General features: G+C 71.3%; 11 protein-coding genes. 7 read left to right on the forward strand and 4 right to left on the reverse strand.

The features are described from left to right. The first annotated feature begins 31 nt into the window (after nucleotides 1-31). From ACGFNF_RS19595 to ACGFNF_RS19605, 3 genes are read left to right on the forward strand one after another with little or no spacing between them, the layout of a single operon-like run. Nucleotides 32-1,132 (forward strand): FecCD family ABC transporter permease, encoded by a 1,101-nt coding sequence (locus ACGFNF_RS19595; RefSeq protein WP_393169580.1) that lies wholly within the window; start codon nucleotides 32-34, stop codon nucleotides 1,130-1,132. Continuing rightward, nucleotides 1,132-1,926 carry an ABC transporter ATP-binding protein gene (locus ACGFNF_RS19600; RefSeq protein WP_393169582.1) on the forward strand — a complete coding sequence of 265 codons (795 nt, stop codon included), beginning with the start codon at nucleotides 1,132-1,134 and terminating at the stop codon, nucleotides 1,924-1,926. Before ACGFNF_RS19595 ends, ACGFNF_RS19600 begins: the two co-directional genes overlap by 1 nt. After that, a complete protein-coding gene (locus ACGFNF_RS19605; RefSeq protein WP_393169584.1) occupies nucleotides 1,923-2,927 on the forward strand; it encodes an ABC transporter substrate-binding protein in 1,005 nt (334 codons plus the stop codon). Before ACGFNF_RS19600 ends, ACGFNF_RS19605 begins: the two co-directional genes overlap by 4 nt. A 127-nt stretch (nucleotides 2,928-3,054) precedes the next feature. Here the strand turns inward: ACGFNF_RS19605 and ACGFNF_RS19610 are convergent, their stop codons facing one another. The 3 genes from ACGFNF_RS19610 to ACGFNF_RS19620 are packed head-to-tail and all read right to left on the reverse strand — an operon-like array spanning nucleotide 3,055 to nucleotide 5,621. Beyond that, nucleotides 3,055-4,089 carry a pyridoxal-phosphate dependent enzyme gene (locus tag ACGFNF_RS19610; protein WP_393169586.1) on the reverse strand — a complete coding sequence of 345 codons (1,035 nt, stop codon included), beginning with the start codon at nucleotides 4,087-4,089 and terminating at the stop codon, nucleotides 3,055-3,057. Between the two features lie 18 nt (nucleotides 4,090-4,107). Then, entirely contained in the window at nucleotides 4,108-4,908 is an 801-nt protein-coding gene (locus ACGFNF_RS19615; protein WP_393169588.1) for a Rossmann-like domain-containing protein, read from the reverse strand. Then, nucleotides 4,905-5,621 (reverse strand): hypothetical protein, encoded by a 717-nt coding sequence (locus ACGFNF_RS19620; RefSeq protein WP_393169590.1) that lies wholly within the window; start codon nucleotides 5,619-5,621, stop codon nucleotides 4,905-4,907. Before ACGFNF_RS19620 ends, ACGFNF_RS19615 begins: the two co-directional genes overlap by 4 nt. A 156-nt stretch (nucleotides 5,622-5,777) precedes the next feature. Here ACGFNF_RS19620 and ACGFNF_RS19625 point away from each other — a divergent pair, with 156 nt between their 5' ends. The 3 genes from ACGFNF_RS19625 to ACGFNF_RS19635 all read left to right on the forward strand — a co-directional run bounded on the left by ACGFNF_RS19625 (nucleotide 5,778) and on the right by ACGFNF_RS19635 (nucleotide 10,074). After that, on the forward strand, nucleotides 5,778-7,001 hold the full coding sequence (locus tag ACGFNF_RS19625; RefSeq protein ID WP_393169592.1) for an MFS transporter: 1,224 nt from the start codon (nucleotides 5,778-5,780) through the stop codon (nucleotides 6,999-7,001). A gap of 175 nt (nucleotides 7,002-7,176) precedes the next feature. Then, complete coding sequence (locus tag ACGFNF_RS19630) at nucleotides 7,177-9,612, forward strand: molybdopterin oxidoreductase family protein (RefSeq protein ID WP_393169594.1); 2,436 nt, start codon at nucleotides 7,177-7,179, stop codon at nucleotides 9,610-9,612. Between the two features lie 3 nt (nucleotides 9,613-9,615). Next, complete coding sequence (locus ACGFNF_RS19635) at nucleotides 9,616-10,074, forward strand: hypothetical protein (protein ID WP_357577137.1); 459 nt, start codon at nucleotides 9,616-9,618, stop codon at nucleotides 10,072-10,074. Nucleotides 10,075-10,254: 180 nt separating this feature from the next. On the opposite strand, the gene ACGFNF_RS19640 is transcribed toward ACGFNF_RS19635, so the two are convergent. Beyond that, nucleotides 10,255-11,148 (reverse strand): SGNH/GDSL hydrolase family protein, encoded by an 894-nt coding sequence (locus ACGFNF_RS19640; protein ID WP_393169596.1) that lies wholly within the window; start codon nucleotides 11,146-11,148, stop codon nucleotides 10,255-10,257. A gap of 196 nt (nucleotides 11,149-11,344) precedes the next feature. Here ACGFNF_RS19640 and ACGFNF_RS19645 point away from each other — a divergent pair, with 196 nt between their 5' ends. Continuing rightward, entirely contained in the window at nucleotides 11,345-12,058 is a 714-nt protein-coding gene (locus tag ACGFNF_RS19645) for a hypothetical protein (RefSeq protein WP_357577139.1), read from the forward strand. Nucleotides 12,059-12,139 lie beyond the last annotated feature (81 nt).

Consider the following 12,139-nt stretch of genomic DNA (forward strand, 5'->3'; position numbering starts at 1 on the left):
ATGGATTTCGTTACCAGGAGAGTGATTCGACGTGACGCCCTCCACGGCCGTCGACCTCGTGGTCGACCCGGACGCCCCTGCCGCGAGCGCCCCTCGTCCGTCACTGCGAACGGGTGGCACCGTGGCCACCCTGCTGGTCCTGCTGGCCGTCTCGCTCGTGGTGGTGATCGGCCTCGGACCGGTCGCCATCCCGCCCGGCGAGACGGCCCGGTACCTCTGGGCCGCGCTCACCGGCGGCCGTATCCATGCCGACGAGGTGACCACGTACCAGATCATCTGGCAGATCCGCACGCCACGGGTGTTGCTCGCGGCGATCGTCGGGGCGGGCCTGTCCGCGGTCGGTGTGGCGATCCAGTCCCTGGTGCGCAACGCCCTGGCCGATCCGTATGTGCTCGGGGTCTCCTCCGGCGCCTCGGTCGGCGCCGTCTCGGTCACGGTCGCCGGCGGACTCGGCGCGCTCGGCATCTACGCGGTCTCCGCCGGCGCCTTCCTCGGCGCGATGGCCGCCGCGGCGCTGGTCTACCTGGCCGCGTACAGCCGCACCGGCATCACGCCTCTGCGCCTCGTGCTGACCGGTGTGGTCATGTCGTTCGGCTTCCAGGCACTGATGGCGGTGATCATCTATTTCACACCGGACAGCGAGGCGACCGCCACCATGCTGTTCTGGTCCATGGGCAGCTTCGGCGCAGCTACCTGGGGCGGCCTGCCGGTCGCCGCGGCCACCGTCCTCGTCGGAGGGGTCGTCCTGCACCGGCACAGCCGCACCCTCGACGTGCTGACCTTCGGCGACGAGGCGTCCCTCAGCCTGGGCGTCGACACGACCCGGGCACGTCGGCGACTGTTCGTCATCACCTCACTGGTCACCGGTGCGATGGTGGCGGTCAGCGGAGCGGTCGCGTTCGTCGGCCTGGTGTTGCCGCACCTGGTCCGGATCGTGGTCGGCGCCTCGCACCACCGGGTGCTGGTCGTCGCGCCGCTGGCCGGTGCCGTGTTCATGGTCTGGGTCGACCTGGTCTCCCGCACCCTGGTGGCTCCCCGGGAGCTGCCACTGGGCGTGATCACCGCTCTGATCGGCGTACCGGTGTTCCTCGCGCTGATGCGCCGCCGTGGCTACCTGTTCGGCGGCCGGTGATGGATCTTCGACTCGGCGGCGTCACGGTGGAGATCGACGGGAACGTCATCGTCCGGGACCTGTCGCTCGACGTGCCGGACGGTCGGATCGTCGGACTGATCGGACCGAACGGATCCGGCAAGTCGACCGCGTTGCGCTGCGTCTACCGGGCGCTGCGGCCAAGCCGCGGCGTGGTGTGGCTCGGCTCCGACGACCTGTCCACCCTGAAGCTGCGCCGCAGCGCGCGGTCGGTCGCCGCGCTCACCCAGGACGGCGGCACGGACCTCGACTTCACCGTCGCCGAGACGGTGGCTCTCGGTCGTGCCCCGCACCTGCGCGGCAACCAGCCGCTCAGCGAGCGGGAGCGGGGCCTGTGTCGATGGGCCATGGCACAGCTCGACGTGCTGCACCTGGCCGACCGGGGGATGCTCGCGCTGTCGGGCGGTGAGCGGCAACGGGTGTTCGTCGCCCGCGCCCTCGTGCAGGAGCCGCAGGTCCTGGTGCTCGACGAGCCGACCAACCACTTGGACGTCCGGCACCAGATCGAGCTGCTGTCCCTGTTGCGCGGCTCAGGGCTCACCGTCCTCGTCGTGCTGCACGACCTGAACCTCGCCGCAGCGGCCTGCGACCGGCTCGGCGTGCTGTCCGGAGGCCGGCTCGTCGCCACCGGAACTCCCGCCGAGGTCCTGACCGCCGAGCTGATCCGCGAGGTGTTCGGCGTCGTGGTCAGCGTCGTGACGCACCCGCTGACCGGTGATCCACAACTGCTCTATTCCCTGAGTCCAGCAATATCTTCGAAAGGAATCCGCAGATGAACGGGACCGTCTCCCGACGGCGAACCGCGTTCCGTACCACGTTGGCGTCGTTGACCGCCACGGCGCTGCTCGCCGGTTGTGGCGCCGAGGTCGAACCGAGCGGGAGCGGGGTGCAGAAGGTCACCGTCAACCGGTGCGGCGAACCGGTGGAATACACCACCCCGCGACGCACCGTCGTCTACGAGGGCGGTAGCGCCGACAAGATGTTCGCCCTCGGCCTCACCGAGCACGTCCACGGATACGTGATGCCACCGGCCAATCCGCCGGTGACCGAGTCCCCGTGGGCCGCCGAGTACGCCAAGGTGAAGTTCCTCAGCGATGACCTACTCAACCGGGAACTCCTGGTGGAGGCCAGGGCCGACTTCGTCGTCGCCGGCTGGAACTCCGGGCTCAGCGACAAGCGCGGCACCTCTCCGGAGATCCTCGACGGGCTGGGCATCCAGAGCTTCATGCACGCCGAGTCCTGTTTCAACTATCCGAACCACCCCGAGCGGCACGCCCCGTTCGACGGCCTCTACAACGACCTGGAGCGACTCGGCCAGATTTTCGGTGTGCAACAGCGGGCCGCCACAGTGGTGGCCGACATGAAGCGACGGGTCGAGGCGGTCAGGGCTCAGGCACCGAGCACCCGGACCCCGGTGTTCCTCTACGACTCGGGCACCGACCAGCCGTTCACGGCCGGCCGGCAGGTGCCGCCGAACGACATCATCTCCTTCGCGGGTGGCCGGAACATCTTCGCCGACCTCGACGGCCGTTGGACGCAGGTCGGCTGGGAAGCGGTCGTCCAGGCCCGACCGGAGGTGATCATCATTCTCGACTACCAGGATCAACCGGCCGCGCAGAAGATCAAGTTCCTCAAGACCTCACCCAAGACGAAGAATCTGCCAGCGGTGGTCAACGACCGCTTCTTCATCCTCGACTACAACGAGGGCATCAGCAGCCCTCGCAACGTGGACGGGCTGGAGAAGTTCGCCGCGTACCTGCGGGACCTGCGGTCCTGACCGTGGATCCCGCAGATCAGCGCACGTGACGCGGGCCGGCTCGCGATCCGGCGAAAGGCGGTGGCCCCCGCCGACAGGCGGGGGCCACCGCCCGACGCCACCATCGTCGTCCCGTGGCGTGCGCCCCTCAGGATGCCGATTGAAGGGCCGGGTCGGTTGCTGCGGCCGTGGGCGCCGGGGCGGCGTTCCAGTCCATGCGCGACCACGGCAGCTTCATGTCGGCCAGTTCGGTGATCTGGTGGGGTTGCAGGTCGTGTGCGGTGAGGGCCTGGGCGTGTCGGATGTAGGCGGCGTCGACGTAGCGGTGGCCGGTGTCGGGGGCCAGTAGTACGACGTGCCGCCGGGAGTCCGCACGTCGCTCGAAGCGTGCGGCCAGGTAGGCAGCGCCCGTCGACAGGCCGGCGAAGACGGCGTGTTCGCGTAGCAGGGCGATACTGCCGGCCAGTGCGGCGTCGAAGCCGATCCAGTGCAGGGTGTCGTAGAGAGTGTGGCGGACGTTGGCGAAGGGGATGGCGCTGCCGATGCCCGCGATGATGATCTCGGGGTCGCGAACGTGGTCGCTGCCGAAGGTGACGCTGTCGAACGGCTGGACGCCGACGAGGGACACGTCGAGGGTGGCATCGCGAAGGTAGGTGGCCAGGGCACCGGTCGAGGCCCCGGTGCCGACGCCACCGACGATCGTCAAGGGCTGCTCATCGAGTTCCCGTCGGATCAGTGTGGCGATCGGGCGATAGCCCAGGTAGTGAATGTCGTCGTGGTACTGGCGCATCCAGTGGTGGCGCGGCTTCGCACGCAGGATCTCCTGGACCCGCGCGACCCGGCGGTCCTGGTCCAGCTTCAGGTTGACGGTCGGTGGCATGGGTTCCACGGTGGCGCCGAGGATCTCCAGCTGGGTGCGCAGCGTGATGTCAACGGTGGTGGATGCGACGATGTGGCATCGCAGGCCGTGGCGGTGACAGGCCAACGCCAGCGCGTGGGCGTAGATGCCGCTGGAGCTGTCGACGAGGGTGTCCCCGGGTGTGATCACTCCCCGGTGCAGCAGATGGCGTACCGCGGCGAGGGCGGACGCCATCTTCATGGTTTCGAAGCGCACGCAGGTGGTGCGGTCGTCCAGGCGGATCAGGGCCGGCCTGCTGAGTGTCTCGCTGATGTGCTCGTCCACGTCTTCCCCTCAGAATGGTCAGGACTGGGCGTGGTACCGGTACAGCACGGTCCGATCAGCGCTGAACTGTGAGAACGGGAACGGCTCCGCCGACAGGGCGGTGACGCCTGCGCCGAGGAAGTGTCGGGCCACCGCGCTGGCGGTCTGGGCGTAGACGATCAGCGGGACGTCCCGGTCGTGACAGGTGCGCAGGATCTCGTCGAAGGTGCCGTTGCCGATGGTCATACCGGTGGCGACGACGGCGTCGGCGACGTGGAGGACGTCGCGCATGTCGGGGGTGACGGGGTCCCCCCACTGGGTGGTCCGCAGGGTGAGGTCGCAGGGCAGGCACTCGGCGCCGCGTTCACGGATGGCGGCCACGAGCGGGTTGACCACGCCGATCAGCGCGACCTTCGCGCCGGGCTTGACGTCGAGGAGTCCGGCGACCGCGGCGTCGCGCGCCCGCGCCCGCGTCTCCGGGGTGCCGGCGGGCAGCACGACGGGCTCGGCGTCGGAGTCCCGGTGGGGACGGACGTGAGCCAGGTACGCGTCGAGAGTCGCCACCCGCACCGCGGGCGGTGCGTCGGTGAGCAGGTGGGCGACGGGCGCGCCGGAGTACTCCAGACACACGGTCGGGTCCACGTCGCCGGCGGCGAAGGCGCACGCGCCGATGGCGGTGCCGACGCGGGCGAGCACGTACTGGTTGCGGTAGGTGGTGTTCCCGCCGGCGAGGCGGGTGCCGTGGTGCACCCAGAAGACGCTGGTGGCCACGAGGGATGCGGGGTCGGGGCCGTGCTGGCCGTCGAGGACCGCCGTCACCAGGCCGGTCAGGGCCGTCATCGCTGGTCGCGGGTGAGGCGGAACAGGAACGTGACGACGCCGTCGTGCCAGTCGTGGCGGTGGTGGATCGTCGTGGCGAAGCCGCCCCGGATGGCATGGCCGATGATGGCGTGCAGGTCGGCGGTGTTGGACAGGATCAGGAACACCTCGCCGTGTTCGGCCAGCAGATCGCGGTCGACGAGCTGGTCGAGGAATCTGGTGACCAGGGACGCGCCGACGCAGACGTTGCGTACGACGTCGGGGTTGTCGCTGACCGGCTGGCTGACGGCGGGCGGGTTGAAGGTCACGACGTCGAGCCGGGTGCCGTCGGGCAGCGCGTCGAACAGGTCGGACACCAGCGGGACGAAGCGGGTGTCGGGTCGTTCGCCGACGTGGGTGCGGTAGTGCCGGGCGGTGGCCCGCACGCTGGCGGGGTGCACGTCGAGCGCGTAGGCGGTGTGCGCACCCCGTAGCCCGGCGGCTACGGCCTCGACGCCGACGCCGACGCCCATCGCGGCGTAGACGCGGCCACGGGTCTCGATGTCGCCGTCGAGGAGCCGCTGGTGCAGCATTCGGCTGGTCCCGCCGGGGTGGAACACGCCGGGCGGCAGGTCGAAGGCCATGCCGTTCCAGGCGTAGTCGCGGTGGGTGTGCAGGTCGGCTCTGGGCTGGTTGATGGCGACGACGTGGTCGGCGGGCAGTACCGGTGGCAGGTCGGCCAGGCTGATGTTCATGGTCCTCCCTCGGGTCAGCGGGCGGGCTGCGGTCGGTGCGGCGTGCTGGAGAAACGTCGGTCGGCTGCGGCAGCTGTCGACCGCCGGGACGAGACGAACCGCGACCGTTACTATAATGACAATCATTGTCAGGTCAAGGTCGAGGAATCGATGCACATGCTTGACGACACCGTGCAGACCCGCCCGGAGCCGAACTCGATGCTGCGGAGCACGTCCTTCGTCCGGCTGTGGACGGGTACGACGGCCTCGGGCATGGCCACGTGGGCCCTGCCGTTCATCCTCGGGTTGGCGGTGCTCGACCGGTCGCTGACCGCCATCGAACTGGGGGTGCTGCTGGCCGTACGGACCGTGGGTTTCCTCGTCGCCGTCCCGATCGGCGGAGTGCTCGCCGACCGGCACTCGCGTCGGCGGGTGGTGCTGTGGTCGGGCCTGCTGGGCGCCCTCGCCGCCCCGGTGATGGCGTTCGGCATGGGCCGGTCGCTCGCCCTGACGGCCGTGGCGGCGACCGTGATGGGTGCGGGACAGGGTGCGTGCCGGCCCGCCTTCCAGGCGCTGACCGCCGAGGTGGTGGCCGAGCCACAACGGCAGCAGGCCAACGCCGCGATCACCCTCGCCGTGCGGGTCACGACCCTCGTCGCCCCGAGTCTGACCGCGCTGCTGGCCCTGGTCGTCTCCGTTCCGATGCTCCTGCTCGGCGTCGGTGGCCTGTGGCTGGTCGCCGCCCTGATCCCACCCGCCGGGACCGGCCGACCCGACAGGCCCGTCGCCAGTCCCGGAATCCTGGCCGAGTTCGCCGACGGCGTGCGCGAGGCACGCCGTCATCCCTGGTTCCTCGCGGGCCTGGCCGCGCTGACCGCGGTCATCGCCACCGGATACTCGGCCACCGGGGTGGTCCTGCCACTGGTCAGCCGTGACCGCTACGGCACCGAGGCCGTGCTTGCCGCCGCCATGACCGCGTACACCCTCGGCGCGCTCGCCGGCGCCGTGGTGATCGGGCGGTGGCGCCCGCCGGCACAGGGCTGGACCGCCCTGGCCGGGCTCGCCCTGTACGGGCTCGTACCGCTCAGCCTGCTCCTGCCGGTGAATCCTGTGCTGGTCGTCTCCGCCTACGTGCTCGCCGGACTCGGCATCGAGCTGTTCAACGTCCCGTGGTTCACCGCCACGCAGCGCGAGGTCGAGCCGACGAAGCTCGCCCGGGTGTCGTCGCTGGACTTCCTCCTGTCCTACGGACTCGCGCCTGTCGGTCTGGCGCTCATCGCTCCCGCGATCGATCGGTTCGGCGCGGCCGGCGTCCTCGCCGGGTGTGCCGTGGTGTGCTTCGCCGCGCCCGCCGCCGCGGCGCTGGTTCCTTCCTCGCGTCGGTTCACCGTGCGGCCATGAGCGCCGACTGCGGGGACGACCGACCGAGGCGGCCGGTACGGACACCCGAACCGGTGCTGTCGGTCCGCTTCGGCGTGGCGGTCCGGGGTATCGCCACATGCTGGGAGGGTCGAGTCGACGACCCGCGGTGACGGCGGGGACAGGTGTGACGACCTGGATTCGGAGGGAGCGCGTCGTGGTGGACCGGATCGCCGACCCGTGGGGTGAACGGACCCCGTACGGGCCGGGGCAGGAGTGGCCGGTGCGGGTGGACCGGTTCCTCGACGGCGACCTGACCGAGGCGGACGTGGACCGGTGGGTGCAGTCGGCGTCGGTGCTGCACTCCAACGGCGACGCGCTGGACATCGCGGTCGCCGACGGCCGGATCGTCGGGGTTCGGGGCCGGGCGGTGGACCGGATCAACCGGGGCCGGCTCGGCCCCAAGGACCTGTACGGCTGGCAGGCCAACCACAGCCCCGACCGGCTGACCCGGCCGCTGGTGCGCGAGGGCGGCCGGCTGGTCGAGACGGACTGGGACACCGCGATGGGCCGGATCGTGGCCCGGTCGAAGGAACTGCTCGACGGTCCGGGCGGGTGGGGACACTTCGGCTTCTACACCACCGGCCAGCTGTTCCTGGAGGAGTACTACGCGCTGGGCGTGATCGGCAAGGCCGGGCTGGGCACCCCGCACATGGACGGCAACACCCGGCTCTGCACCGCCACCGCCGCCGCCGCGCTGAAGGCGAGCTTCGGCACCGACGGGCAGCCCGGCTCGTACACCGACGTGGACCACTGCGACGCGGTGGCCCTGTGGGGGCACAACGTCGCCGAGACCCAGACGGTGCTCTGGATGCGGATGCTGGACCGGCGGCTTGGCCCCAACCCGCCGGCGATGCTGGCGGTCGACCCGCGCGCCACCCCGGTGGCGCGGGAGGCCGACCTGCATCTCGCCGTGCGTAGCGGCACGAACGTGGCGCTGATGAACGGCCTGCTCCGGGAGATCATCCGGCGCGGCTGGTACGACCGGGACTACGTCGAGGCGCACACGCTCGGCTTCGAGGAGCTGCGCCGGATCGTCGACGGCTACCCGCCCCGGCGGGTAGCCGACATCTGCGACGTGCCGGCCGCCGACGTGGAGCGCGCCGCCGAGCTGCTCGGCGCATCCCAGCGGCTGCTGTCGACGGTGTTGCAGGGCTTCTACCAGTCCAACCAGGCCACCGCCGCCGCCTGCGGCGTCAACAACCTGCACCTGATCCGGGGCATGATCGGCCGGCCCGGCGCCGGGATCTACCAGATGAACGGCCAGCCCACCGCGCAGAACACCCGGGAGACCGGCGCCGACGGGGACCTGCCGGGCCTGCGCAACTGGGAGAACACCGCGCACATCGAGGAGCTGGCCCGGCTCTGGAACGTCGACGTCGACGTCATCCCGCACTGGGCGCCCCCGACGCACGCCATGCAGATCTTCCGGTACGCCGAGCAGGGCTCGATCAAGCTGCTGTGGATCAGCGCCACCAACCCGGCGGTGTCCCTGCCCGACCTGTCGCGCGTCCGGCGCGTCCTGGCGAAGCCGGAACTGTTCGTGGTGGTGCAGGACCTGTTCCTGACCGAGACCGCCGAACTGGCCGACGTGGTGCTGCCCGGTGCCACCTGGGGCGAGAAGACCGGCACGTTCACCAGCGTCGACCGCACCGTGCACATCTCCGACAAGGCCGTCGACCCACCGGGCGAGGCCCGCCCCGACCTGGACATCTTCCTCGACTACGCCCGGCGGATGGACTTCCGGGACCGCGACGGGCAACCGCTGATCCGGTGGACCGGGCCGGAGGAGGTGTTCGAGGCGTGGAAGGAGTGCTCGCGGGGGCGGCCCTGCGACTACACCGGCATCACCTACGCCAAGCTGCGCGGCGGCTCCGGCGTCCAGTGGCCCTGCACCGACGAGCACCCCGACGGCACCGAGCGCCTCTACACCGACGGGCGCTTCCACACCGACCCCGACCACTGCGAGACGTACGGCCACGACCTCGCCACGGGCGCCGAGTTCACCGAGCCGGAGTACCGCGCCAAGGAGCCGGGCGGGCGGGCGTTCCTGCACACCATCGACTACCAGCCCTCCCCCGAGGTACCCGACGAGGACCATCCGATGCTGCTGACCACCGGCCGCACCGTCTACCAGTTCCACACCCGCACCAAGACCGGCCGGGCCCCACAACTCGACCAGGCCACGCCGGACGTGTGGGTGGAGCTCAACCCGGCCGACGCGGCCCGGCTCGGCATCGCCGAGGGCGACCTGGTCGGGGTCGCCTCGGCGCGCGGCGGCATCCAGGCCCGCGCCCGCCTCTGCGGCATCCGCCCCGGCGTGGTGTTCCTGCCGTTCCACTACGGCTACTTCGACCAGGACCCGCACGAGCGCACACCCCGCGCCGCCAACGAGCTGACCGTCACCGCCTGGGATCCGGTCTCCAAGCAGCCCCTCTTCAAGGTGGCCGCCGTCGCGGTCGAGAAGCTCGCCGACGGCGGCGGCGTACCCGCACCGGCGCCGACGGTCGGCGGCAGCGCGCCACCCCCGGACGCCGGCATCCCCCCGACCGCGGGTGGACCGGCGGCGCGGGCCACCAGCGGGAAGGAGTGAACCGTGCACCTCGCCCACTACCTCGGCCTGCTGCACCGCGCCCAGGTCAACCTCGCCGACGCGTTCCGGCAGGTCGCCGACGCGCACGCCGAGGAACCCGACATCCGCCACCTGTGTGAGCGACAGGCGAAGCGCTGCGACGCGCACGCCGAAGGCCTACGCCCGTTCGCCGCCCGCTACGCCGAGGACGCCCCGACCGAACCCGACCGGCTGCACTCGCAGCTGTTCACCGGCACCCGCACCGGCGGCATCGGCCTGCTGCGTGACCTCCAGGACCTCTACCTGATGGCCGCCGAGTGCGACATCGCCTGGACCGTCGTCGGCCAGGCCGCCTACGGCGCGCGCGACGAGGACCTGCTCGCGCTCGTACGACGCTGCGAGGGTGAGACGGCCATCCAGCTCAAGTGGCTACGCACCCGGATGAAGGCCGCCGCGCCCCAGGCGCTCGTCGTCGCCGACTGACCGCCTCCAGATCGCGGCCCCGCGCCCGATCGGCGGGGCCGTCGCGGGGCAGTAGGTGGCGATGGACGAACAGGTGACGGTGTTCGCCCGGCACCGGCCACCCGTGACGCCGCCGTTGGGCGGCGGGGCGGGTGGCCGGTGCTCGTCGGGTCAGGTCGCGCCGGTGGTGGGAATCGTCGGTCAGCTGTTCAGCCTGGCCAGCAGCGCGTTGGCCATGCCCTGCTCGCCCCTGGCGTTGGGGTGGAAGGGGGCGGCGGCGTTCTGCGGGACCAGCCCTTCGACCCAGCGGGTGCCGCTGCTCTTGCACGTGTCGCGGCCGACCGACGGGGCGTAGACGTCGGCGTAGGTGGCGTTGTTCGCGGCGGCGGTGCTGGCGAGCATCCCGTTCAGGGACTTGTGGACGCTGCGCAGGTACGGCACGTCCTGGTAGGCGATCGGGACCACCGGCCAGCAGCCGTAGCCGCTGTCCGGCACGATCGCCGGGTAGCCGAGCACCACGACCCGGGCGCCCGGCGCGGCACGGTGGACGGCCTGCAGCACGGCGGTCACCTTCGGCGCCGTGGCGGCGATCCTGGCCTGCAACTGGTCGACGCCACCGGCGGTGTACCGGTTCTTGCACGGAGACCCGAGAGGGCTGCTCAGGCTCGCCTCGGCGCATTCGGTGATGATGCCGGAGAAGCCGATGTCGTTGCCGCCGATCTGCACGGTGACCAGCGTCGTGTCCGGGGTGATCGCGCTGAGCTGCGGGGGCAACGAGATGCCCAGTGCGCCGCTGCCGCCGACGAGGATGTCCTCCGTGGTGGCGCCGGAGCAGCTCACGTCGGCGAGCGTCGACGAGCCGACGGAGGCGGCGACCAGCGACGGGTAGTTGCGGCTGGAACGGAGGCAGTTCAGGTCGATCTGGGTGGGGATCAGCGGGCCGGAGGTGTACGAGTCACCCAGCGCGACGTAGCGCCCGGTGGGCGCGGCGGCGTTGGCCGGTACGGCGAGGGTGAGCAGCACACCGGCGGTGGCCGCGGCGAACGCGGCCAGCCGGCTGGCGGCCCGGAGGAACGGCAGGCGGGGACGGGTCATGGCATCTCCCAGCGGGGATCATGGTGGGTGCCGTGATTCTGTCCGCGCCGTCGTCGCACGTCAATATCGACGGCCATTGTTGCCGCAGGCCGTCGGGCGGAACGCGGCGGCGGCTCGGCGACCCCTTCCGCGCGCGGGAAGGTCCGACGCACTAGCATTGCCGCAGTCCGGGACGGCTCTGCTGAAACGAGGCGAAATGCGTTGGCTCCAGCGACTGCTGGGCGGCGGGCGGGTCCAGCTCGATCCGGAACGGCAGCAGGCTCTGCTCCGCGACGTCCAGCACCGGTACGGCGCCCACGCGCAGCTCCGGTTCCCCGAGCAGGTCCAGGCCGTCGCCGGGATGCTGAACGACGACGACGGCGTGGTGGTGGCGGCCCGGATCGTGAGCCAGGTCGCCGACGAGGCCTACGTGGACCTGCAGGCCCAGGCCCAGGACGTCCACCGACGAACGGGCCGCCGGCTCCTGGTGCACCGCCGCAACTACCGGCCATTGTGGATGGAGGCCGGCCGAGCCCTGCGCTGGCCGCTGTTCGCGTTACCGAGCGGCTTCCACCCGTACGCGCAGGTGGCCGCCGCCGTCGCGGTGCTCGGCGGCCAGGCTGCCCGGCTCGACCAGGTGACCGACCCGAATCCTCTCGTGACCCGCGTGTTCGAGGTGCTCGACCTCACCACCGCCGGCTGGGAGTACGGCCGGGTGCGGGTGGACACCGACGCCGCCGCCCTCGCCGACAGGCTGATCACGAGCGCCGGACAGATCCTCGCGGCCATGGACGACCCGCCCCGGCTGCCACCTCCGGTGCGTGAGCTCATGCGCCGCAACAACACGCTGGACGTGCACGATCCGGCCAGCCCTCGGGTGGTGGGCGGGTTCAACCCCGGCGCGAGGATGCGCGAGCAACTGCTGGCCTGAGGACGTCGCGGCGGTCCCCTGTTGGTGATCGCGCCGCTTCGCGCCTGTCGGTGATGGCGTCACCTCGTCGCAGCGGACAAC

Origin of the sequence: Micromonospora sp. NPDC048868 (assembly GCF_043198195.1) — a bacterium.
GTDB lineage: Bacteria > Actinomycetota > Actinomycetes > Mycobacteriales > Micromonosporaceae > Micromonospora > Micromonospora reichwaldensis.

What these genes read in the sequence shown, in the direction of transcription:
- ACGFNF_RS19600 (WP_393169582.1), top strand. Translation starts at nt 1,132, where the DNA reads ATGGATCTTCGACTCGGCGGCGTCACGGTGGAGATCGACGGGAACGTC.
- ACGFNF_RS19605 (WP_393169584.1), top strand. Translation starts at nt 1,923, where the DNA reads ATGAACGGGACCGTCTCCCGACGGCGAACCGCGTTCCGTACCACGTTG.
- ACGFNF_RS19615 (WP_393169588.1), bottom strand. Translation starts at nt 4,908, where the DNA reads ATGACGGCCCTGACCGGCCTGGTGACGGCGGTCCTCGACGGCCAGCAC.
- ACGFNF_RS19620 (WP_393169590.1), bottom strand. Translation starts at nt 5,621, where the DNA reads ATGAACATCAGCCTGGCCGACCTGCCACCGGTACTGCCCGCCGACCAC.
- ACGFNF_RS19625 (WP_393169592.1), top strand. Translation starts at nt 5,778, where the DNA reads ATGCTTGACGACACCGTGCAGACCCGCCCGGAGCCGAACTCGATGCTG.
- ACGFNF_RS19640 (WP_393169596.1), bottom strand. Translation starts at nt 11,148, where the DNA reads ATGACCCGTCCCCGCCTGCCGTTCCTCCGGGCCGCCAGCCGGCTGGCC.
- ACGFNF_RS19645 (WP_357577139.1), top strand. Translation starts at nt 11,345, where the DNA reads ATGCGTTGGCTCCAGCGACTGCTGGGCGGCGGGCGGGTCCAGCTCGAT.